A 22,166-nucleotide genomic window follows, 5' to 3' on the forward strand; every position below is an offset into this window, starting at 1 on the left:
GTCAGCCGGCGGCCGGCAGCGGGCCGGCCGGCCCGTGCACCCGGCCCACCCAGGCGTCCGGGTCACCCAACTCCTCCAGCCGGGGCAGCGTGAGCGGCGAGGCGAAGACCCGGTTGAAGCCCTCCATGCCGACCCGGTCGACCACACCGTGCACGAACTTGCGGCCCTCGGCGTACTGGCGCATCTTGACGTCGACGCCGAGCAGGCGGCGGATCGCCTTCTCCAGCGGGTTGCCGGACTCCCGGCGGCGGTTGAACGCCGCCCGGATCCGCTCCACGCTCGGGATCACCTGCGGGCCGACGCCGTCCATCACGAACTCGGCGTGCCCCTCCAGCAGCGTCATCAGCGCGGTCAGCCGGTCCAGTACGGCCTTCTGGGCCGGTGTCTGGACGAGGTCCAGCACGCTGGTGCGACTCTCCGGATCCTTCACCGCGTCGGAGAGGGTGGCGATGCCCCGGCGCAGCCGCTCCAGCAGGTGGTCGCCGCCGGACGCGGAGGCGTCGACGAACGCCTGCACCTCGCTGAGGAAGTACGCCCGCATCCACGGCACGGCGGTGAACTGCGTCCGGTGCGTGACCTCGTGCAGGCAGACCCAGAGCCGGAAGTCGCGCTGGTCGGCCCCCAGCTTCCGCTCCACCTCGACGATGTTCGGCGCGACCAGCAGCAGCTGACCCGGGTCGGCGGAGAACACCTCGTACTGGCCGAGGACCCGGCCGGACAGGTACGCGAGCACTGTGCCGGCCTGCACGCCGGTGATGCGCGAGCCGACCGCCTCGGTGAGCGCGCCGGGCTGCTTGTCCTTCGTGAGCCGGCCGACCAGCGGGCCGATGACCTCGCGCAGCCCCGCGATGTTGGTCGCCGCCCAGTCCCGGCGGTCCACCACCCGCACCGGCGGGTGCGACACCTGCGACCGCAGCCCGGTGTAGTCGGCGACGTGCCCGGCCGCCTCGTCGGTCAGGCGCCGCAGGTCGGTGACCACCTCGGTGGCCTCCGCGTACGACACGCGTGGGCCCGACTTGCCCAGCGCCCCCGCGGTCGCGGCGGCCAGATCCCAGTCCACGAACTGCGCCATGGACCCACCGTACCCGCGCCGCCACAACCCGGCCCGGGCTCGACCGCCGCGCGAAGCCCGGGGCGCTCGGGGCGCGCGCCAGGGCGTGCGTCGAAGTCCCGGCGCGAGCCGCGGCGAGGCGCGACCGGGCTGTGACTTCGACACAGGCCCTAACGGCAGCCGCAGGCGGCGAGGGTGGCGGCGATGCGGTCGAGGGCGACGCGGGCCGATTCCTGTCCGTCGGCGGGCGCCCGGTCGGTGAGCACGGCGAAGCTCAGCAGCCGTCCGTCCGCCGTGGTGACCAGGCCCGCGATCGCGTGTACGCCGGTCAGCGTCCCGGTCTTGGCGCGGACCACGCCGGCGCCGGCCTTCGCCGCCGCGCCCGCGTACCGGTCGGCGAGGGTGCCCGACCAGGCGGCGACCGGCAGGCCGCCGAAGATCGCGGCCAGCTCGGGGCGGGTGCCGTTGCCGGCGAGCGCGATCAGGTCGGTGAGCAGCGACGGGCTGATCCGGTTGGTGCGGGACAGGCCGCTGCCGTCGGCGAGGGACAGTTCGTCGGCCGGCAGGCCTAGCTCACCGGCGACCTCGTCCATCGCCTTCGCCGCCCCGACGAAGGACGCCGGCTGGTCCCGGGCCAGGGCTACCTGCCGGGCCAGCGCCTCCGCGATGATGTTGTCGCTGTCGCTGATCATGATGTCGACCAGCCGGACCATCGGCAGCGACCGGACCACTCCCAGCTCGCTGCCCGGGGCACCGGCGGTCGCGTCCGCCCCGGCCGCCGGGGCCTTGCCCCGCTTCACGGAGTCGGTCGGCACGCCCAGCAGGCGGGCGAAGGCGCGGCCGGCCGCGAGGTCCGGCTGGGCCGCCCGCTCGGCGGCGTGGTCGCCGTTGTCGTGGTCCTTCTTCGCCTGCGGCACGTCGCTGCGCGCGCCGTCGGTCATCAGCGCGGTGATCGACGCGCCGTAGCCGTGCGTCGGGATGTCCTCGTCCCAGCCGGGCTCGTGCACCGGGCCGGCGTAGAGCGACGAGTCGACGACCACCTTCGTGGGGCTGGTGCCGCCGAGGGCCTGCTTCACCTGCGCGGCGAGGTCGTCCAGGCGGGCCGCACCGGGGTAGAAGCCGTTGCGGTCCACGGCGAGGGTCGGGTCGCCGCCGCCGACGAGCACCACCTCGCCCGGGGTCGCGCCGGCGACCGCCCGGGTGGGGATCCGGTGCCCGGGGCCGCGCGCGGCGAGCACGGTCACCCCGGTGACCAGCTTCGTCACCGAGGCGGGCACGGTGCCGTCGTCCGCGCCCCGGCCGTAGAGCGACTCGCCGGTGGCGACATCGGTCACCGAGACGTTCACCCGGTCACCGAGCGCGGCGGCGCGGACCAGCGAATCGATCTCGGCGCGTACCCCCGCGGGGGTGGGCAGCGGCGCGTTCGGGTCGGCGGCGGCCAGCACCGCCGCGGGCGCCGCCTCCGGTGTCCCCGCGGCGGCCCGGTCGCCGGCCGGGTCCTCGCCCAGCCACTGCGCCACCGGGCCCGGACGGACCACCACGACACCCACCGCGGCCAGCACGAGGACCAGCACCGTCGCCAGCACGGCCGGCAGGAGCCGGCGACGACGCGCCGGGGGTGTGGGGCCGGCGCCCGGTGCGGGCTCGGTGGGCGGGCCCGCCGGCGGCCGGGCCGAACCCGACGGCGGTGGGCCGGCGGGCGGACGGGAGGCGGCGGCCGCCCACAGGTCGAGCGGCTCGGGCCGGGGTGCGGCGCCGGGGGTCACGGCAGCCCGGCCGTGACCGTTACCGGGCGGCGGAAAGGCCCCGCCGGCCGGTGCCGGGGCGTGACCGTTGCCGGCCGGTGCCAGGCCGGGCCCGCCGGGCACCGGACCGGGCCGGCCGGCGGCCGGGAAGCGCACGGGGTCGGGCCCACCGGGCGGCGGCCACGACGCCGGGGCACCGTGACCGTGGGTGGGCCGGTCGGGCGGCGAGCCGTACGTGCGACCGGTGGGCGGGGTGCGGGAGGAGTGGGCGTCGGGCACCGGAACCCGACCGGTGGCACCGCCCCGAGCAGATCCGCCGGTCCCCCGTCCAGCGCCCTCCTCCGGACGGTAGTGTGAATCTTCCCTCCCCACGACCCCCTCCTCCCCCTGCGAAAATCTGCTTGGGTGACACTACTTCGGTCCGAACACTATGCGGGGTCCGGAGCATCGGTCGGGGTTTCGCCCTGTCCGAAGAGCGACGACGCCGCTGGTCCGTTGCCAGCGTGGGCATACGAGGGAGCGTGCAGATGGATTTCGACGTCACGGTTGAGATCCCCAAGGGTCACCGCAACAAGTACGAGGTCGACCACGCGACCGGCCGGATCCGGTTGGACCGCACCCTCTTCACCTCCACGCAGTACCCGGCCGACTACGGCTTCATCGAGGGCACGCTGGGTGAGGACGGCGACCCGTTGGACGCCCTGGTGCTGGTCCCCGAGCCGACCTTCCCGGGTTGCCTCATCCGCTGCCGCACGATCGGCATGTTCCGGATGACCGACGAGAAGGGCGGCGACGACAAGGTCCTCTGCGTGCCGTACGAGGACCCGCGCCAGGAGCACCTGCGCGACATCCACCACCTCGGCGAGTTCGACCGGCTGGAGATCCAGCACTTCTTCGAGGTGTACAAGGACCTGGAGCCCGGCAAGTCCGTCGAGGGCGCGACCTGGGTGGGCCGCCAGGAGGCCGAGGCCGAGATCGTCGCCTCGTACCGGCGCGCCCGGGAGGCCGAGGAGCGCGGCGAGTCCACGCACTGAGGCGGTAAGCGTGACGGGCCCGGCGGCCGCTCAACCGAGCAGCCCCCGGGCCTGTTCGTACAGGTCCAGCACCGCGCAGGCGACCGGGACCACCGAGACCACCAGGGCGGTGTCGGCGAGGTCGGCGACCCGGCCGACGTACGGGGAGACCGGGCGCCGGGCGTACGTGGTGCCGGCCGCGACCGTGACCAGCGCCAGCGCCAGCCCGCCCAGGGTCAGCGCGAGCAGGCCCCCGGGGCCCGACCGCTCGGCGAGCACCACGCCGAGCACCGCGTAGCCGGCGAGACCGGCGGCGACGGCCGGCACCCGGTGTCGTACGGCGACGAACAGCCGGGCGCGCAGCAGCAGCACGGTCGCGGCGACACCGACCAGCACCCGACCGGCGACGCCTCCGGTGAGCCCGAGCAGCACGGCGGCGAGCGCCGCCAGCACGGCGTGCCCGACGAGCATCCCGGTGAGCATCTCGTCGGTCCGGGCCACCGCCGCGTGGACCCGCTCGCGGTCCGGCAGGTCCCGGACCCGGTCGAGGCCGCCGCCCGGATCGCCGGTGGGCAGGGTGATCGGCGGCAGCGGCACCTTGCCGAGCCGGATCGCCAGCAGCGGTATCGCGCCGACCGCGAAGACGAGCACGCAGAGCAGGACCGCCGCGGCGCCGGCCGGGTCGAGCAGCATCCCGCCGACCGCCGCGACCGCCCCGGCGAGCCCCACCATCGCGCCGGCGACGAAGACCCGGACCCGGGACGCCACGCCGGCCAGGGCGAGCACCGAGGCGAGCAGCAGGGCCGTCGCGCCGGCGAGCAGTTCGGGTACGCCGACCCACCGCAGCCCTGGCACCGCGCCGACCGGATCCCCACTGCTGACGGCGAGCGCGCCGGCCGCGGCGGCGTACGGCAGTGCGTACCCGCCCAGGGTGGCGCCGGCCGCGCCGTTCGCGTACGCCCGTGAGGCCGCTGTCCCGGCGAGGGTGAGCAGCAGGGCGACCATGGCGGCGACCGGCCAGCCGGCGGGGTGACCGGGACCGCCGGTGAGGACGGCGAGCAGCCCGACGGCCAGCGGCACCGCCGCACCGGCCAGGGCGGCGATCCGGGTGGCACCCGGGGTCCACGCGCCGCCGCGCCGCCGCGCCCCGTCGGCGATCGCCTCGACGACGTCGTCGTACTCCAGTTCCGGCCAGTCCGCGCGGGCCGGCACCAGGTGCAGCACCTCGCCGTCGCGGACGCCCTGGGGCAGCAGGGCCTGCGCGGTCGCCAGCGCCGCGCCGTCGCTGCGCCGCAGCACCCAGCCGCCGTGCCGCTCACCGTCGTCGGCCAGCCCCTCGCCGGCGTGGCGCAGCACCTCGGGCAGCAGCTCGGCCAGCGGCACCTGCTCCGGCAGGGCCACGTCCAGCCGCCGCTGGGGAGCGTTGATGGTGACCCGGGCCAACCCGATTGTCATCGATTGATCTCCATATCGAGCGGGGTTGGTGGCTGCGCGGACGACAGGACTTTACCTACGATGAGCCAGGCTCGGGTTACCGAGCGCTGTCAGGAGGTGTAGTGTCCACTGTCGTCATCAAGCGGCCACCCCGACGACCAGCGCCGGAGATCCCGGTCGGCGAACTGCCGGTGGAGGCACCTCCGGAGATCCCCCCGGTCACCGGAGGGCGCTGGCAGCAGCTGCTCATGGTGCTGCCGATGCTGGGCGGCACCGTGGCGATGGCGATGATGTTCGGCCGCGGCGGTGGGGCGTACTCGTACGTCGTCGGCGGGATGTTCGGGCTGTCGTCGCTGGCGATGCTGGTGACCTCCTGGGGCAGCGCCTCCGGCACCCCGAAGAAGTCGGAGATGATGGCCGCCCGGCGGGAGTACCTGCGGCACCTGACCGGCCTGCGCCGGCGGGTCCGGCAGACCGCCGGACGGCAGCGGGCCGGGCTCTACTACCGGCACCCGGATCCCGGCCGGCTCTGGTCGACCGTCGACAGCCACCGGGTCTGGGAGCGGCGGCCCGCCGATCCCGACTTCGCGGTGGTACGCGTCGCCGTCGGTCCGCAGACCCTGGCCACCCCGCTGGTCCCCCCGGTCACCCGGCCGCTGGAGGAGCTGGAGCCGATGACGGCCGGCGCGCTGCGCCGGTTCCTGGACGCGTACTCGGTGGTGCCAGACCTGCCGGTGGCTCTCTCGCTGCGCAGCTTCGCCCGGGTCCACGTCCGCGACACCGCCGCCCGGCCCGGCGGGTCGCCCGCCGCCGCCCAGGCGCTGGCCCGGGCGATGCTCACCCAGCTCGCCGTCTTCCACGCCCCCGACGAGCTGCTGATCGCGGTGTGCGCCGGGCCCGAGCGGCGGCCCGCCTGGGAGTGGATCAAGTGGCTGCCGCACGCCCACCACCCCACCCGCACCGACGCCCTCGGCCCGGTCCGGCTGGTCACCAGCTCGGCGGTCCAGCTTGAGGGGCTGCTCGACGAGGTGCTGGGCAGCCGCTCCCGGTTCAGCCCGGCCGGGCCGGCCACCGACGGCCCCCACGTCGTGGTGGTGCTCGACGGGGGCGACCTGACCGGCGCGGCCGACCTGACCGGGGAGAGCGGCATCGACGCGGTCACGGTCATCGACCTGGACACGCCGCCCCCGCGCCTGCTGGACCGGTACGCCCTGCTGCTGGAACTACGGTCGGGCCGGCTGCACTCGCACTCCGCCGACGGGCACGCCGAGGTCGGCACGGCCGACCGGCTCGACCTGGCCGACGCCGAGGCGGTGGCCCGTCGCTTGGCGCCGATGCGGCTGGCCACCGCGGTGCACGGCGGCGACGCGGCGCCGGGCAGCGACCTCGGCCTGCTCGACCTGCTCGGCCTAGGCGACGCGGAGAGCTTCACCGCCGAGCAGGGCTGGGCGCCCCGCCCGCCGCGCGACCGGCTGCGGGTGCCGATCGGGGTCGGCGCCGACGGCGGCACCGTCGAGCTGGACCTGAAGGAGTCGGCGCAGGACGGGATGGGTCCGCACGGCCTGCTCATCGGCGCCACCGGCTCGGGCAAGTCCGAGCTGCTCCGTACGCTGGTGCTCGGGCTGGCCGCGACGCACAGCTCGGAGCAGCTCAACTTCGTGCTGGTCGACTTCAAGGGCGGCGCCACCTTCGCCTCGTTCGACCGGCTGCCCCACACCGCGGCGGTCATCACCAACCTGGCCGACGCGCTCCCGCTGGTGGACCGCATGGTCGACGCGATCAACGGCGAGCTGGTCCGCCGGCAGGAGCTGCTGCGGCGCGCCGGCAACTTCGCCAGCGTGCGCGACTACGAGCGGGCCCGGGCCGCCGGCACCCCGCTCGCTCCGCTGCCGTCGCTGCTGCTGGTCTGCGACGAGTTCTCCGAGCTGCTGTCGGCGAAGCCCGACTTCATCGACCTCTTCGTCCAGATCGGCCGGCTGGGCCGGTCCCTCGGTGTGCACCTGCTGCTCGCGTCCCAGCGGCTGGAGGAGGGCCGGCTGCGCGGGCTGGACACGCACCTGTCGTACCGGATCGGGTTGCGGACCTTCTCGGCGCTGGAGTCCCGGACGGTGCTCGGGGTGCCCGACGCGCACGAGCTGCCGCGCTCCCCCGGGCACGGCTACCTGCGCTCCGGCACCGACCCGCTGGTCCGCTTCAAGGCCGCGTACGTCTCCGGGGCGGTCCGCCGGCGCGGCGCGGCCCCGGGCGGCGACGCGGCCGGGGCGGCCCGGGTGCTGACGTTCACCTCCCACCTCGTCCCGGTCCCGGAGCCGGTCGGCCCGCCCGCCCTGCCGGCAGCCGAGGAGGAGGGCGGCACCACCCTGCTGGAGCTGCTGGTCGGCCGCCTGGCCGGGCAGGGCCCGCCGGCGCACCAGGTCTGGCTCTCTCCGCTCGGCCCGGCGCCGGCGCTGGACGAGCTGCTCGGCCCGGCCGCTGTCGACCCGGTACGCGGCCTCACCGTCGGCAACCCGGAGCTGCACGGCGCGCTTCAGGTTCCGGTGGCCGTCGTCGACAAGCCCTTCGAGCAGCGCCGCGACCTGCTGTGGCTCGCCCTCGACGGGGCGGCCGGGCACGTCGCCGTCGTGGGCGGGCCGCAGAGCGGCAAGTCGACGGCGCTGCGCACGCTGATCACCGCGCTGGCGCTCACCCACACGCCCGCCGAGGTTCAGGTCTACTGCCTCGACTTCGGCGGCGGGGGCCTGGCCGCGCTGCGGGACCTGCCGCACGTCGGCGGGGTGGCCGGCCGCGCCGACCCGACCGCCGTCCGGCGCACCGTCGGCGAGGTCACCACCCTGCTGGCCGACCGGGAACGCCGCTTCGCCGACCTCGGGGTGGAGTCGATGGCCGCGTGGCGGCAGCGACGCGCCGCCCTGGCCGGCACCGCCCAGCCGGCCGCCGACCCCTTCGGCGACGTGTTCCTCATGGTGGACGGCTGGGCCACGCTGCGCGGCGAGTACGACGACCTGGAGCCGTCGATCACCGACCTCGCCACCCGCGGGCTGTCCTACGGGGTGCACGTGGTGGCGACCGCCGTGCGCTGGCTGGACTTCCGGCCGGTGATCCGGGACCTGTTCGGCTCCCGGCTGGAGCTGCGCCTGGGCGACCCGTCGGACTCGCTGGTGGCCCGCCGGGCGGCGGCGAACGTGCCGGAGAAGACGCCGGGCCGGGGCATCACCGCCGAGAGTCTGCACTTCCTCACCGGCCTGCCGCAGCTCACCGCGGGCGCGGACACCGCCGACCTGGTCAAGCGGGTCGCCGCCGCCTGGCGTGGGCCGGCCGCCCCACCGGTACGGCTGCTGCCGCCGGTGCTGCCGTACGCCGACCTGGATCTCGCCGCGACCACCGGGCTGCGGATCCCCGTCGGTGTCGCCGAGGCCGACCTGCGCCCGGTGGTGCTGGATTTCGCGGCCGACCCGCACTTCGTGGTGTTCGGCGACGCGGAGTGCGGCAAGTCCTCGTTCCTCCGCGCGCTGGCCACCTCGATCATGACCCGCTTCACCCCGGAGCAGGCCCGGGTGATCCTGGTCGACTACCGGCGCAGCCTGTTCGACCTCACCGAGGCGGTGCACGTCATCGGCTACGGCACGGCCGCCGCCCACACCACCGAGCTGCTGGAGTCGGCCGCGGGCTACCTCCAGGCCCGGGCGCCGGGGCCGGAGGTCACGCCGGCCCAGTTGCGGGAGCGGTCCTGGTGGTCCGGTCCCGAGCTGTTCGTGCTGGTCGACGACTACGACCTGGTCGCCAGCGGCCCGGCGAACCCGCTGCGGGCGTTGGAGGAGCACCTGCCGCACGCGCGGGACGTCGGCCTGCACCTGGTGCTCGCCCGCCGGACGGGCGGCGCCGGGCGGGCCCAGTACGAGCCGGTGGCGCAACGGCTGCGCGAGCTGTCCACGGCCGGGTTGGTGATGGCGGGCAGCCCGGACGAGGGCGCGCTCGTCGGTCCGGTGCGGCCCGGACCGCTGCCCCCGGGTCGCGGGCGGCTGGTCACCCGGCGCGAGGGCGTACGCCTGGTCCAGCTCGCCCATCTGCCGCCGCCGTGACCGGTGTCCCCGGAACGCCCCTGAGGGCGGGTGGGAACCGGTAATCTCCCATCGTCGTGTTTGCGTCGAGGTGAATGGCCGAGGATGTGACCAGGGTGCGGAGCGGTGCCGCCCGACGGGCTGCCCGCCGGGCGTTGCTCGGTGTGGCGGCCGCTGCCGTGTCCGTCGTCCTGCCGGCCGCACCGGCGGTCGCCGCCCCCGGCCCGGCCGCCGCGGAGCAGGTCGCCGCCCCGGTCGCGCAGGTCACCGGACGCTCGACAGCGGCCGGTGCCGCCGCCGGCCCGCTCACCGCCCCGCCGGTCGGCCGCACCCCGGACGCGAAGGGGCGCCCCGACCAGGTCCGCGACGAGCAGTGGCAGATCGACGCGTTGCGGGCCAGCACCGCCTGGCGCACCTCCACCGGATCCGGCGTGATCGTGGCGGTGATCGACTCCGGAGTGGACGCTTCGCACCCGGACCTGGCCGGTCAGGTCCTGCCGGGCCTCGACCTGGTCGGCCCGCAGGGCACCGGCGGCCCGGACCCGGTGGGCCACGGCACCACCGTGGCCGGTCTCATCGCCGGCCGCAACGACGACAGCCGAGGCGTGGTGGGCCTGGCACCCGGGGCGCGGATCCTGCCGGTGCGGGTTCTCGACGCCAAGAACCGCTACGACGACGCCATGGTCGTCGCCAAGGGTGTGCGCTGGGCCGTCGACAACGGCGCCCGGGTGATCAACCTGTCGCTCGGCGGCAGCAGCGAGAGCCCGGCCCTGGCCGCCGCGCTGGACTACGCCTTCGCCCGGGACGTGGTGGTCGTCGCCTGCACCGGCAACGTGGCGACGTCGACGAACAGCAAGGTGTGGTACCCGGCCCGCGAGCCGGGCGTGCTCGCGGTGTCCGGGCTGGAGGAGGACAGCGAGAACCTCTGGTCCGGAGCGATCACCGGCCGCCAGACGGTGCTCACCGCGCCCGCCACCGGCCTGGTCGGCGCCCGTTCTCCGGGCGGCTACTGGCGGGTGCAGGGCACCAGCTTCGCCGCGCCCCTGGTGGCGGCCACCGCCGCGCTGGTCCGGGCCCGCTATCCGCAGATGTCCGCCGGTGACGTGGTCAACCGGCTGCTGGCCACCGCCCGCGACATCGGGCCGACCGGGCGGGACGACCGTTTCGGGTACGGGCTGGTCGATCCGGTCGCCGCGCTGACCGCCGACGTGCCGTCGGTCGGGCGCAACCCGCTGGACGACCAGTCGTCGCCCGGCGTGGTCGGCTTCGGTCCGGCACCCGGGACGGCCGACGCGGCGGCGGGCGGCGACCAGATGGGCTTCGACGCGCCCCGGCAGCAGACCCGGTGGTCGGCCCAACCGGCCGGCTCCCACCACGACTCCACGCCGGAGCGACTCTGGACCGGGCTGGCGATCGCCGTCGCGCTGCTCACCGGGACGGCGCTGATGGTGCGCCGGCTCCGCCAGTGGGGTCGCTGACCGTCCACGGATCTGCCCGCACCGGTCTGCCGGGTCACTTTCCGGGTAGAACGGACGTCATGACCTCGCTCGGTCCCCGTACCCTCCACCCGCCGTCGCGCTTGTCGTGGCGTGAGCGGCGGCTGCACCCCGACCACGCCCGGGGCCTGCGACTGACCCTCGCCCTGACGGCCGCGTTCCTGGTGCTGGTGCCGTTCACGCTGCTCGCCCTGCTGGTGCTGTCGTCCTGGGCACCGCTGCGCCGGCTGGACGGGGCGGTGACCGAGGCGCTCGTCGGCTACGGCCTCGACCATCCTGCCTGGGCCGGGACGATGAGCGTCTGGACGGACGTCTTCGGCCCGATGCCGCTGCGGGTGGGCGCGCTGGTGCTGGTGCTCTGGCTGCTGCGGATCGGCGCCCGGCAGTTGGCGCTCTGGGTCGCCACCACCATGACGGTCGGCGGGGTGCTGGGCCCGCTGCTCAAGCTGCTCGTCGGGCGGCCGCGGCCGGACCTTCCGGAACCGTTGGCGCAGGCGGTCGGGCTGGCGTTCCCGTCCGGGCACGCCCTGAACGCCGCGCTGGCCGCCGGGGTGCTGCTGGTGGTCTTCCTGCCGGCGGCGGGCCGCCCCGGCGGGCGGTACGCGGTGTGCGCCGGCGCGCTGGTGCTCGCCGGGGTGACCGGGTTCAGCCGGGTGGCGCTGGGGGTGCACTGGGCCAGCGACGTGGTGGCCGGCTGGCTGCTGGGCGCCGCCGTGGTGACCGCCACCGCCGCCGCCTTCACCGTCTGGCGGGCGGTCCCGCCGGCCGCCGCTCCGGAGCCGCCGGCACGCTGACCGGGCGACCCGGGGGCTACGCCTCAGGTGCACTCGCCGGTGCCGACGCCACGGGTGCGCTCGGCGCCGGCCAGGGCGACCGGGCGGGCCTCGGCCGCGGTCACCGCGAAGCCGGTGTTCGGGTCGTCGGCCGCCGCCGCGAAGATCACCCCGAGCACCAGGCCGTTCGAGGAGACCAGCGGCCCGCCCGAGTTGCCGCTCTGCACCAGTGCCCGGATCGTGTAGATCTCCCGGGTCACGTTCCCGGCGGAGTAGATGTCCGGACCGGTGATGTCGTCGACGTCCCGGATCCGGGCGGACTGGGCGTTGTACGGGCCGTCGAGCGGGAAGCCCAGCACGATCGCGTCCGCACCGCTGCCCGCGTTGCCGGCGGCGAAGCGCATGGACGGGCCGGGCAGCCCGGGGGCGTACAGCACGGCCAGGTCCCGGTCCGGGTCGTACACGACCACCCGGGCGTCGTACCGGTCGCCGTTGAGCTCCACGACGGTGGAGCGGGTGCCCGCCACCACGTGCGCGTTGGTCATCACCCGGTCGTCGGCGTACACGAAACCGGAGCCCTCGATCCGGCGGGAGCAGCTCGGCGCGGAGCCGAGGATCTTGACCACCGACCGCTGGCTGTTGGCCACCACCTGGGAACCGGCGAGCGCCGGGTCGGGCGGGGCGACCTGCCGGGCGCGGGTCGGCGCCAGGTCGCCGAAGACGTCGGGGAAGCCGTTGGTGTCGACCGTGTCCCGCAGCGCGGTGGAGAGTTCCTGTGCCCGGTCGGGCAGGACCCGGTCCACGACCGTGAGCAGCGCGCTGTTGCGGATCGAGGCGGCCAGCCAGGGCAGCGACGACGAGCCCAGCGGCACCGCGACCAGCCAGGCGACGAGGAGGACGGCGAACAGCGAGACGAACGCCCCGCCGATGTCGTCGGCCTGCCGCCCGACGTCGCTGGTGATCGTGCGGCGCAGGTGGGAACCGAGCCAGCCGGCGAGGGCCTGACCCACCACCGCCAGCCCGAACACCGCGACCAGGGAGATCAGCACCCGGGTGCCGCTGTCGACGAACTGCTGTGCGAGCAACGGCCCGATCTGGAGCCCGACCAGTGCACCCAGGAAGAAGCCGGAGAACGACAGCACCCCGATGACGAAGCCCTGACGATATCCGCTGATCGCGAACACGAGCATGAGCAGCAGCAGTACGAGATCCACGGCGGACACGCGTCAAGCGTACGGGCACTCGGCCCGCGGGATGACCATCGCTAGCGGAAGGTGACCGTGGAGTCAGCGTAGGGCGGTCTCGTCCACCTCGTCGGTGCCGGCCGACGGCGCCGGGCTGGCCCCGATCGGCGGGAGGTCCACCACGCGTCCCGGCTGCCACGGCCGGGCCCAGCCGCCCATCTCCAGCAGCGTCGAGAGCACGCCGGCGGTGAAGCCCCAGACCAGCATGCCGCGCACCGAGAAGGCCGGGCCGATCCAGCCGCTCGGGTGGCGTACCCGCATCCGGTTCTCCGGGTCCACCAGCTCGGCGACCGGGAGCCGGGCCACGTGGGCGACCTCGGCCGGTTCCCGGGAGTGCACCGGGTGCGGGGCGTGCCACCAGGCGAGCACCGGCGTCACCAGGAAGTCGCTCACCGGGATCCAGAGCTTCGGCAGCTCGGCGAGCACGGTGACGCTGGTCGGGTCGAGGCCGACCTCCTCGTTGGCCTCGCGGAGTGCCGTCGCCGACGCGTCCGCGTCCTCCGGATCGGCCGCGCCGCCCGGGAAGGCCGGCTGGCCGGCGTGGTTGCGCAGGGTGGCGGCCCGCTGGAGGATCAGCACGTCCGGGCCGGCGCCGGCGGCCTCGCCGAGCAGCACCAGCACGGCGCTCTCCCGCCCGCCGCGCTCAGGGGTGGCGAGCCGGGTGAAGTCCTCGGTGCGCGCGCTGCCGAGCCGCGTCAGCAGCGGGTCGAGCCAGGGCGGTGGCTGACGGGTCACTCCGGCACCGCCTCACGCGCCGGTGCGGCGGGCGCCGCACCGCACCCCGACCGTGATGCGTTCACGCCGCCACCGCCACGCCCAGGTGTTGGCGGACCAGGTCGGCGAGGCGGGCGTCGTCGAGCGCCCCGCTGGTGTCGACGTGCCGGATCCGGCCGTCGCCGTCGACGAGGACGGTCAGCGGGATCGCGTTGCGGCCCAGCGCCCGTTGCAGCGCCTCACCCTGGTCGACCAGGGTCGGGAAGCGGACCCCGAAGTCCTCGCCGATGGACTGCGCGCCGCCGCGCGTGTCCCGCGTGTTCACCCCGAGCACCGTCAACCGTCCGTCGGTCCGCTCGCTGAGGCGTTGGAACGCGGGCAGTTCCTTCCGGCAGGGCGCGCACCAGGAGGCCCAGAGGTTGATCACGGCGGGCCCTCGGACGTCCCGCAACGCCACCGGCGCGCCACCGGTGAAGCAGGTCAGCGTGAGCTCCGGCAGCGGCGTACCCCCGTCGGCCGGGACGGAGCTCGCGGTGCCGGACGGCGCCGGCGCGGTGGTCAGGCCGGAGCAGTCCTCGAACGGGGACGGCCGGCTCTGCGCCGCACCGTCACGCGTGCGGGCGGCGTCCTCACCGGTGGCGGTGCAGCCGGCGAGCACCAGCAGCACGGGGACCAGCAGGGCGGCGAGCCGCGTCCTCACGGCGCCTCCGCGGCGACGGCCTGGACGGGAACCAGCTCCGGGTCCACCCCGGCGGCCGCCGCCAGGTCCCGGGCGCGAGGCCCCTTGAGCAGTTTCGCGGCCGCCGCCGGATCGGTCGGGCCGGTGCCGTACGACGGGCAGAGCTTGGCGAGGGTGCACGCCCCGCAGGCGGGCTTCCGCGCGTGGCAGACCCGCCGCCCGTGAAAGATCACGCGGTGCGACAGCATGGTCCAGTCCCGCTTCGGGAACAGCGCGCCGACCGCGTGCTCGATCTTGACCGGGTCGGTCTCGGTGGTCAGCCGCCATCGCTGCACCAGCCGCTGGAAGTGCGTGTCGACGGTGATCCCCGGCACACCGAACGCGTTGCCGAGGATGACGTTGGCCGTCTTGCGGCCGATCCCGGGCAGGGTCACCAGGTCGGCCAGCTTGCCCGGCACCCGGCCGTCGTACCGCTCGAGCAGCGCCTGACCCAGCTTGATCAGGGAGTCGGTCTTGTTGCGGTAGAAGCCGGTGGGCCGGATCAGCTCCTCCAGCTCCGCCCGGTCGGCGCCGGCGTAGTCGGCCGCGCGCGGGTAGCGGGCGAACAGCTTCGGGGTGACCTCGTTGACCTTCTTGTCCGTGCACTGCGCGGAGAGGATCGTCGCGACGGCCAGCTCCAGCGCGTTGGAGTGGTTGAGCTCACAGTGCGCGTCGGGGTGGGTCTCGGTCAGCACCCGCCCGATCCGCCGGGCGCGGCGCGTCCGCCCGAGGTCGGTCTCGGTGAAGCTGGTCGTCACGCGGGAAAGCCTACGTCGCCGGCCCGACAGACTGCCGGGCCACGCCCTGCGGCCGCGCCCGGGTCAGCCCTCCGCGGGCGCGCTGATCTTCCCCGAGCCGTCGAGGACCGCCCCGGTCCCCGGGAAGTCCTTCCGGCTGAGCTCCCGCACCAGGCCCAGACCGCGCTCGTCCGGGTCCATCCTCGGGAGACCCGCCGAGTTCATGTACGTCGCGGCGAACGATCCGCCGGCCCAGGTGCCGTCCGGCTTGAGCGAGACCTTCAGCACCCCGCCCCAGCCCAGCCGGCCGCTGTTGTTGAGCGAGTTGCCGCCGCCGGCGAAGTTCCCCAGGCTGTACGCGATCAGCCGGCCCTTGTAGAACTCCATGCCGCGCAGGACGTGCGGGCCGTGCCCGACGATGAGGTCCGCCCCGGCGTCGATCATCGCCTTCGAGAACCGCACGGGATCGCCCCGGTTCTCGCCGAGGTACATCTCGGTGCCCGGCTTCACCCGCGTCTTGTCGGCCCCCTCGGCGCCCATGTGCACCTGCACGACCACCAGGTCCGCCATCCCGGCCGCCTTGGTGACGACCTTCTTCGCCGCCGGGATGTCGGTCAGCGGGTTGGACCACGGGTACGAGGAGAAGCCCGCGACCGCCACCTTGACGCCCTTCACGTCGACCACCGCGATCTGGTCGGGCGCGCCGGTGTGCGCGAGCTTGTGCTTCTCGAGCGCGGCCTGGGTGTTCTCGTAGCCCTTCGACCCGTAGTCGTACCCGTGGTTGTTGGCCTGGTTGAGCAGCTCGAACCCGGCGTCGCGCAGGTACGCCGCGTACTCCGGCGGGGCCCGGAACTGGTAGCAGCTGGTGGAGTTCGCCCCGCACTTGCCGGTGCCGGTGTCGCCGGTGAGCGGCTCCTCCAGGTTGCCCATCACCAGGTCGGCGGCGAGCGCCTTCTCGACGTCGTCGAAGAAGCCCTTGCCGTTGTTCGCCGGCAGCCGGTTCGGCGCGTTGGCCATGATGATGTCGCCGGTGGCGGAGAGAGAGATGGCCGACTCGGCCGGCTGCGGCGCCTCGCCGGAGGCGACCGGGGTGCCGGTGGCGCCATCTCCGGAACCGGGTTGCCAGGCGGCGCCGCCCTCCGGGTCGGCCTCGCCGCAGCCCGCCGCGAGCAGGGCGGCGAGCAGCGCGCCGACCACCGGCAGGAGGCGGCGGCGCGGACGGCGGTTCAGGGGGGCGGCAGCGTACATCGCTCGCGACCCTACCGGGCGGTGGACGCGCCGCCATGACCCGATCGGGCAGATGTTCAGCCCGTGACGCGGTCTGACCAGGGCACCACGGTGCCGGCGCCGCCGGCGGTGACGGCGGCGTGCACCGCCCGGGCCAGGGGCGCCCCCCAGGTGGAGCGGGGGCCGCCGTACGCCGCCTCCGGCCCGTCGACCGGGCAGAGGATCGTGACCGCGTCGGTGGGGGTGCCGGTGCCGGGAACGCCCAGCTCCGCGAGCGCCTGCGCCTTCGCCTCGGTGGCCGTCGCCACCGCGTTGACCAGGGCGGCGTGCCCGAGCCGGGCCGGCACGTACGCCACGATGTTGACCGTCCCGACCCGCTGGGCGAGCACTGCCGGCTCGCTCGCTGTCGATTCGACCTCCGGCGGCGCGGCCGCCGCCGCCCAGACCGGCATGCCGAGCCCGACCGTCGCCCAGACCCGCACGCCGGTGTCGGCCCGGGCCACCACCTCCGCGACGTCCACGCCGGTCAGCAGGCCCACCCCGGGCCCGTCGAGGCCGAGCTGGTCGGCCAGCTCGGCGAGGTGGTCGGCCGGGTCCTCCCGGTCGTACGACATGGGCACGGTGGCGTTCACGACCCATTCCCGTACGCCCAGGCCACCGCCGAGCGGCGCGGAGCTTACGCTGAGTAGCGGACGGTCGACCCGCCAGACCAGCAGCGGGACGTCCCGCCCGTCCTCGCGACGGGTGGTCAGCGACGGCTCGTTCAGCACGTGGCGACCCTACGACCTGCGCCGCGACCCGACGCGGGCCACCCGGGCGGGCGCGGGATCCTAGCGGGTGATCACGACGGGCACGTTACGTCCAACGATCAAGATTCCAGGGGTGCGCCTCGGATAACCGCTCACGTGCGCCTAGACTGGCGACGCGCGAGGGAGAAGCGGACGGCGGACCCGGCCGACGGACGGCACGCGCAGGCGGAGGTGCGCGATGGACGAGGTACTGGCCCGCAGCGGGATCTTCCAGGGCGTCGACCCGGAGGCTGCCGAGGCGCTCGCCAAGGAGATGGAGACGCTCGAGGTCCGCAAGGGCGAGGTCGTCTTCAACGAGGGCGAGCCCGGCGACAGTCTGTACATCCTGCTGTCCGGCAAGATCAAGGTCGGCCGCCGGGCGGCGGACGGCCGGCAGAATCTGATCGCGGTCATGGGACCGTCGGACATGGTCGGCGAGCTGTCGCTCTTCGACCCCGGCCCGCGGACGGCCACCGCCACCGCGGTGACCGACACCCGCCTGGTGCGGCTGCGCAAGCAGGCGCTGCGCCCCTGGCTCAACAACCGGCCGGAGATCGCCGAGCAGTTGCTGCGGGTGCTCGCCCGCCGCCTGCGCCGGACGAACGACTCGCTGGCCGACCTGATCTTCACCGACGTCCCCGGCCGGGTCGCGAAGAACCTGCTCCAGATGGCCGGCCGGTTCGGCACCCGCGACGGCGGCGTGCTGCGGGTGACCCACGACCTGACCCAGGAGGAGATCGCCCAGCTCGTCGGCGCCTCCCGCGAGACGGTCAACAAGGCGCTCGCCGACTTCGCCTCGCGCGGCTGGCTGCGCCTGGACGGCAAGAGCATCATCATCCTCGACCCGGAGCGCCTGGCCCGCCGCGCCCGCGTCTGATTCAAGTTCACCCGAGAACGGCCCGGACCAGTCGGTCCGGGCCGTTCGCGCACGTGGGGGTCTGCCGGGAGCAGAACGGGCTCGACGTCGTGACCGGGCGTCGGGCACGGTGGGGTGATGCTTGACCGGGTTGCCGTTCTCTCCGACATCCACGGTGTGCTGCCGGCGCTGGACGCCGTCCTGGCCGAGCCGGACGTGGCTGGCGCCGACCTGATCGTGCTCACCGGCGACATCGCCGCCGGTCCGCAGCCGGTCGAGGTGCTCGACCGGCTCGCCGGGCTCGGTGACCGGGTGTGCTGGGTACGCGGCAACGCCGACCGCGAACTGGTCGAGGCCCGGGCCGGCCGGCCGTCACCGATCGACGTCTCCAACTGGGCGGCCAGCCAGCTCCGGGACGACCAGGTGGCCCGCCTGGCGGCGCTGCCGCTGACCGTCACCCTGGAGATCGCCGGGCTCGGCCCGGTGCTCTTCTGCCACGCCACTCCCCGGGACGACGAGGAGGTCGTCCTGGTCGACTCCCGGCTGGAGCGCTGGGCGGAGGTGTTCGCCGGGGTGCCGGCCGAGGTCGGCACGGTGGTCTGCGGGCACACCCACATGCCGTTCACCCGGCTGGTCGACCGCCGGCTCGTCGTCAATCCGGGCAGTGTCGGCATGCCGTACGGCGGTCCCGGTGCCTTCTGGGCCCTGCTCGGTCCGGGCGTGCAGCTCCGGCGCACCCTGTTCGACGTGGACGCCGCCTGTGCCCGCGTCGCCGCCGACTCCGCCTACCCCGACGCCGCCGCCTTCGCCGACGAGTACGTGCGCTCCCGGCACAGCGACACCGAGGCCCTGACCGTCTTCGCCCCGCGCGACGGCCGCCGCCCTCCCCGGTAGACCTGCAAGTCCCCGGAAGGGGCCGCAACCTTCCGACCTACCAGTGTTAACCGAAAAAAGTCAGGCTTGACTGTTTGTTTCGGCGGCGGCAGGCTGTCCCTGTGCCCACATCGACCCGCGTCCCTCAGCAGGAACGCAGCCGCGCGACCCAGGCCCGGTTGCTGGAGGCGACCGTGGAGTGCCTGGTCGAGCACGGCTGGTCCGGCACCACCACGACCGTCGTGGCGACCCGGGCCGGCGTCTCCCGAGGCGCCCAGCTGCATCACTACCCGACCAAGGCCGCCCTGGTCACCGCCGCGGTCGCGCACCTCGCGGAGCGGCGGGCGGAGGAGCTGCGCGTCGAGGCGGAGGCCCTGCCGGCCGGCCCGCAGCGACTCGACCGGGTGGTCGACCTGCTCGCCGTCGCCTTCACCGGGCCGCTCTTCGTCGCTGCCCTGGAGCTGTGGGTCGCCGCCCGCACCGATCGTGAGCTGCGCGAGGCGCTGGTGCCGCTGGAAGCCAAGGTCGGCCGGGAGATGCACCGCCTGACCGTCGCGCTGCTCGACGTCGACGAGCGCCGCCCCGGCGTCCGGGAGGCGGTGCAGGCCACCCTCGACCTGCTCCGCGGCCTGGGCGTGGCGAACCTGCTCAACGACGACTCCGCCCGCCGGACCGCGCTGCTCGCCACCTGGAAACGACAGCTCACCCACCTGCTCACCCCCTGACCGCATCCACCGACCACCCCACCACCGCAGCGCACGGCACGGCCACCCCGCCAGCCGACGCGACGCAACCCGACGCACGGACCCGCCCCACCGCCGCACCGACCACCGCCGCACCCCCCGGAGGGCACCATGGTCGACCTCTCGGACCTGCTCACGGATCTGGCCGCCGAGTCAGAGCACCTGGACTCCCTCGTCGCCCCGCTGTCCGCCGCCGACTGGGCCCGCCCCACCCCCGCGCCGGGCTGGACGATCGGCCACCAGATCGCGCACCTGGCCTGGACGGATCACGTCGCCCTGCTCGCCGCGACGGACGCCGACGCGTTCTTCGCCTCGGTGACCACCGCACCGGACCCGGCCCGGCTGGTCGACGCCGGTGCGGAGGAGTTCCTCGCGGCGCCGGACGAGCTGCTGCCCCGCTGGCGGGCCGGCCGGACGGCGCTCGCCGCAGCGCTCGCGGCCGCACCGCCCGGCGAGAAGCTGCCCTGGTACGGCACCGGGATGTCGCCCGCGTCGATGGTCACCGCCCGCATCATGGAGACCTGGGCGCACGGCGAGGACGTCGCCGACGCGCTCGGCGTCACCCGGCCCGCCACGGCGCGACTGCGGCACGTCGCGTACCTCGGCTTCCGTACGCTGCGGCACTCCTTCGCCGCCCACGGCCGGGAGGTGCCGACGGTGCCGGTGCGGGTCGAGCTGGCGGCGCCCGACGGCGCGACCTGGTCGTACGGCCCGGAGGACGCGGCCGACCGGGTCACCGGGCCGGCGCTGGACTTCTGCCTGCTGGTCACCCAGCGCCGGCACCGCACCGACCTCGCCCTCACGGCGACCGGGCCGGTGGCCGACGCGTGGCTCGACGTGGCGCAGGCCTTCGCCGGCCCGCCCGGCGCCGGCCGCGAGCCGCTGTCCGGCGGCGCATCGGCCGGCACGGGGGTGCCGGCGTGACCGACGTGCTACGCATCGGCAACGCCTCCGGCTTCTACGGCGACCGATTCTCGGCGTGGCGGGAGATGCTCGACGGCGGCGAGCTGGACGTGCTCACCGGTGACTACCTGGCCGAGCTGACCATGCTCATCCTCGGTCGGGACCGGATGCGCGACCCCGACCTCGGCTACGCGAAGACCTTCCTCCGCCAGTTGGAGGGCACGCTCGGCACGGCGCTGGACCGGGACGTCCGGATCGTCACCAACGCCGGCGGGCTGAACCCCGCCGGTCTGGCCGCCGCCGTCCGGTCACTCGCCGAGCGGCTCGGGCTCGACGTCAAGGTCGGGTACGTCGAGGGCGACGCCCTCCAGCGACCGGACGCGCTGACCGCGAACGCGTACCTCGGGGCGTTCGGCATCGCCGCCGCCCTCGACGGCGGGGCGGACGTCGTGGTCACCGGGCGGGTCACCGACGCGTCCCTGGTGGTCGGTCCGGCCGTTGCGCGGTTCGGCTGGGGGCGGGGCGACCTGGACGCGCTCGCCGGCGCGACCGTCGCCGGGCACCTCCTCGAATGCGGCGCGCAGGTGACCGGCGGGAACTTCAGCTTCTTCACCGAGCTGCCCGACGGCGGGCACCGGCCCGGCTTCCCCGTCGCCGAGCTGCACCCGGACGGTTCGTCGGTCATCACCAAGCACCCCGGCATCGGGGGCGCGGTCACCGTCGAGACCGTCACCGCCCAACTGCTGTACGAGGTGGGCGGGCCGGCGTACCTGGGGCCGGACGTGGTGACCCGCCTGGACACGGTGACCCTGACCCAGGAGGGGACCGACCGGGTACGCGTCTCCGGCGTTCGCGGCACACCACCCCCGGACACGCTCAAGGTCGGCGTCAACAACCTCGGCGGCTTCCGCAACTCGATGACGTTCGTGCTCTGCGGGCTGGACATCCCCGCCAAGGCCGCCCTGGTCCGGGGCCAGATCGAGGAGGCGGTCGGCAAGGAGGGGCTGGAGTTCGTCCTCGCCCGCACCGACCACCCGGATGCGGGCGACACCGAGGCGGCGAGCGCGCTGCTGCACGTACACCTGCGGGACGGTGACAAGGCACGGGCCGGGCGGGCCTTCTCGGCGGCCGCGGTGGAGCTGGCCCTGGCCTCGTACCCGGGCTGCACGCTGACCACGCTGCCCGGCGACGCGACGCCGTACGGGGTCTTCACCGCCGACACGGTCCCGCAGGACGCGGTGGCCCACGTCGCGGTGCTACCCGACGGCACTCGGGTGCCGATCCCCCCGCCGCTGGTTACCGGTTTGGAAGGGACCCTTATACAACGCCAGGCGTTAACAAGGGGCCCTTCCTTGCACCCCACCCGGCGCGGCCCGCTCGGTGAGCTGGTGGGGGCCCGCTCGGGTGACAAGGGCGGCGACGCCAACCTGGGTGTCTGGGCGCGTACCGACGCCACCTGGGCGTGGCTGCGCGACTGGCTGACCGTCGCGCGCCTCGCCGAGCTGCTGCCGGAGACCGCCCCGCTGACCGTCGAGCGGTACGAGCTGCCGAACCTGCGGGCGGTCAACTTCGTGATCCGGGGACTGCTCGGGCAGGGGGTGGCCGCCTCCACCCGCTTCGACCCGCAGGCCAAGGCGCTGGGCGAGCTGCTCCGCTCCCGCGTGGTCGACCTCCCGGCCGACCTGCCGTCGGGCCCGCAGCCCGCCACGTCGGCGGCCGCACCGGCCACGACCGCCGAGCCGGCCGGGACCGCCGGACCGGCCACGACCGCCGAGCAGGCCGGGAGGTGACCT

18 protein-coding genes are annotated in these 22,166 nt (G+C 75.1%); 9 read left to right on the forward strand and 9 right to left on the reverse strand.

Annotation, left to right across the window (positions count from 1 at the left end):
* Position 1 precedes the first annotated feature (1 nt).
* Both ACTMS0_RS22725 and dacB read right to left on the reverse strand, forming a co-directional pair.
* Positions 2-1,072: a zinc-dependent metalloprotease gene (locus ACTMS0_RS22725; protein ID WP_441157274.1), complete on the reverse strand. Its 1,071-nt coding sequence runs from the start codon at positions 1,070-1,072 to the stop codon at positions 2-4.
* A 149-nt stretch (positions 1,073-1,221) separates the two neighbouring features.
* Entirely contained in the window at positions 1,222-2,646 is a 1,425-nt protein-coding gene (gene dacB / locus ACTMS0_RS22730) for a D-alanyl-D-alanine carboxypeptidase/D-alanyl-D-alanine endopeptidase (protein ID WP_441157382.1), read from the reverse strand.
* Positions 2,647-3,323: 677 nt separating this feature from the next.
* On the opposite strand from dacB, the gene ACTMS0_RS22735 reads away from it, so the two are divergent.
* Entirely contained in the window at positions 3,324-3,830 is a 507-nt protein-coding gene (locus tag ACTMS0_RS22735; RefSeq protein ID WP_441157275.1) for an inorganic diphosphatase, read from the forward strand.
* A gap of 30 nt (positions 3,831-3,860) precedes the next feature.
* On the opposite strand, the gene eccD is transcribed toward ACTMS0_RS22735, so the two are convergent.
* A complete protein-coding gene (gene eccD, locus ACTMS0_RS22740) occupies positions 3,861-5,264 on the reverse strand; it encodes a type VII secretion integral membrane protein EccD (protein ID WP_441157276.1) in 1,404 nt (467 codons plus the stop codon).
* A gap of 101 nt (positions 5,265-5,365) precedes the next feature.
* On the opposite strand from eccD, the gene eccCa reads away from it, so the two are divergent.
* The 3 genes from eccCa (at position 5,366) to ACTMS0_RS22755 (ending at position 11,591) form a co-directional block, all read left to right on the forward strand.
* Entirely contained in the window at positions 5,366-9,322 is a 3,957-nt protein-coding gene (gene eccCa, locus ACTMS0_RS22745; protein ID WP_441157277.1) for a type VII secretion protein EccCa, read from the forward strand.
* Positions 9,323-9,396: 74 nt separating this feature from the next.
* Complete coding sequence (gene mycP / locus ACTMS0_RS22750) at positions 9,397-10,779, forward strand: type VII secretion-associated serine protease mycosin (RefSeq protein ID WP_441157278.1); 1,383 nt, start codon at positions 9,397-9,399, stop codon at positions 10,777-10,779.
* A gap of 59 nt (positions 10,780-10,838) precedes the next feature.
* Positions 10,839-11,591 (forward strand): phosphatase PAP2 family protein, encoded by a 753-nt coding sequence (locus tag ACTMS0_RS22755; protein WP_441157279.1) that lies wholly within the window; start codon positions 10,839-10,841, stop codon positions 11,589-11,591.
* A gap of 23 nt (positions 11,592-11,614) precedes the next feature.
* Here ACTMS0_RS22755 and ACTMS0_RS22760 read toward each other — a convergent pair whose 3' ends face one another.
* From ACTMS0_RS22760 to ACTMS0_RS22785, 6 genes are all read right to left on the reverse strand, one after another.
* Positions 11,615-12,793 (reverse strand): MarP family serine protease, encoded by a 1,179-nt coding sequence (locus tag ACTMS0_RS22760; RefSeq protein WP_441157280.1) that lies wholly within the window; start codon positions 12,791-12,793, stop codon positions 11,615-11,617.
* A 63-nt stretch (positions 12,794-12,856) separates the two neighbouring features.
* Positions 12,857-13,549, reverse strand: a complete 693-nt coding sequence (locus tag ACTMS0_RS22765; RefSeq protein WP_441157281.1) for an NUDIX hydrolase — start codon at positions 13,547-13,549, stop codon at positions 12,857-12,859.
* A gap of 61 nt (positions 13,550-13,610) precedes the next feature.
* Positions 13,611-14,228, reverse strand: coding sequence for a TlpA family protein disulfide reductase (locus tag ACTMS0_RS22770; protein WP_441157282.1), 618 nt, complete (start codon positions 14,226-14,228; stop codon positions 13,611-13,613).
* The gene (gene nth / locus ACTMS0_RS22775) at positions 14,225-15,004 is read right to left on the reverse strand and encodes an endonuclease III (RefSeq protein WP_441157283.1); all 780 of its coding nucleotides are present in this window, start codon (positions 15,002-15,004) and stop codon (positions 14,225-14,227) included. Before nth ends, ACTMS0_RS22770 begins: the two co-directional genes overlap by 4 nt.
* Before the next feature lie 63 nt (positions 15,005-15,067).
* Positions 15,068-16,231 carry a CapA family protein gene (locus ACTMS0_RS22780; protein WP_441157284.1) on the reverse strand — a complete coding sequence of 388 codons (1,164 nt, stop codon included), beginning with the start codon at positions 16,229-16,231 and terminating at the stop codon, positions 15,068-15,070.
* 56 nt (positions 16,232-16,287) lie between these two features.
* Complete coding sequence (locus ACTMS0_RS22785) at positions 16,288-16,980, reverse strand: adenosylcobinamide amidohydrolase (protein WP_441157285.1); 693 nt, start codon at positions 16,978-16,980, stop codon at positions 16,288-16,290.
* A 217-nt stretch (positions 16,981-17,197) separates the two neighbouring features.
* Between ACTMS0_RS22785 and ACTMS0_RS22790 the strand changes: the two genes are divergently transcribed.
* The 5 genes from ACTMS0_RS22790 (at position 17,198) to ACTMS0_RS22810 (ending at position 22,163) form a co-directional block, all read left to right on the forward strand.
* Positions 17,198-17,875, forward strand: a complete 678-nt coding sequence (locus tag ACTMS0_RS22790; RefSeq protein ID WP_088981720.1) for a Crp/Fnr family transcriptional regulator — start codon at positions 17,198-17,200, stop codon at positions 17,873-17,875.
* 117 nt (positions 17,876-17,992) lie between these two features.
* The gene (locus ACTMS0_RS22795) at positions 17,993-18,748 is read left to right on the forward strand and encodes a metallophosphoesterase family protein (protein WP_441157286.1); all 756 of its coding nucleotides are present in this window, start codon (positions 17,993-17,995) and stop codon (positions 18,746-18,748) included.
* Positions 18,749-18,849: 101 nt separating this feature from the next.
* Complete coding sequence (locus ACTMS0_RS22800) at positions 18,850-19,452, forward strand: TetR/AcrR family transcriptional regulator (RefSeq protein WP_441157287.1); 603 nt, start codon at positions 18,850-18,852, stop codon at positions 19,450-19,452.
* Positions 19,453-19,581: 129 nt separating this feature from the next.
* A complete protein-coding gene (locus ACTMS0_RS22805; protein ID WP_441157288.1) occupies positions 19,582-20,394 on the forward strand; it encodes a TIGR03084 family metal-binding protein in 813 nt (270 codons plus the stop codon).
* Entirely contained in the window at positions 20,391-22,163 is a 1,773-nt protein-coding gene (locus ACTMS0_RS22810; RefSeq protein WP_441157289.1) for an acyclic terpene utilization AtuA family protein, read from the forward strand. Before ACTMS0_RS22805 ends, ACTMS0_RS22810 begins: the two co-directional genes overlap by 4 nt.
* Positions 22,164-22,166: the final 3 nt, after the last annotated feature.

This window comes from Micromonospora sp. H33 (genome assembly GCF_052068455.1).
GTDB lineage: Bacteria > Actinomycetota > Actinomycetes > Mycobacteriales > Micromonosporaceae > Micromonospora.

What these genes read in the sequence shown, in the direction of transcription:
- ACTMS0_RS22725 (WP_441157274.1), bottom strand. Translation starts at nt 1,072, where the DNA reads ATGGCGCAGTTCGTGGACTGGGATCTGGCCGCCGCGACCGCGGGGGCG.
- ACTMS0_RS22735 (WP_441157275.1), top strand. Translation starts at nt 3,324, where the DNA reads ATGGATTTCGACGTCACGGTTGAGATCCCCAAGGGTCACCGCAACAAG.
- eccD (WP_441157276.1), bottom strand. Translation starts at nt 5,264, where the DNA reads ATGACAATCGGGTTGGCCCGGGTCACCATCAACGCTCCCCAGCGGCGG.
- mycP (WP_441157278.1), top strand. Translation starts at nt 9,397, where the DNA reads ATGGCCGAGGATGTGACCAGGGTGCGGAGCGGTGCCGCCCGACGGGCT.
- ACTMS0_RS22755 (WP_441157279.1), top strand. Translation starts at nt 10,839, where the DNA reads ATGACCTCGCTCGGTCCCCGTACCCTCCACCCGCCGTCGCGCTTGTCG.
- ACTMS0_RS22780 (WP_441157284.1), bottom strand. Translation starts at nt 16,231, where the DNA reads ATGTACGCTGCCGCCCCCCTGAACCGCCGTCCGCGCCGCCGCCTCCTG.
- ACTMS0_RS22790 (WP_088981720.1), top strand. Translation starts at nt 17,198, where the DNA reads ATGGACGAGGTACTGGCCCGCAGCGGGATCTTCCAGGGCGTCGACCCG.
- ACTMS0_RS22795 (WP_441157286.1), top strand. Translation starts at nt 17,993, where the DNA reads ATGCTTGACCGGGTTGCCGTTCTCTCCGACATCCACGGTGTGCTGCCG.
- ACTMS0_RS22805 (WP_441157288.1), top strand. Translation starts at nt 19,582, where the DNA reads ATGGTCGACCTCTCGGACCTGCTCACGGATCTGGCCGCCGAGTCAGAG.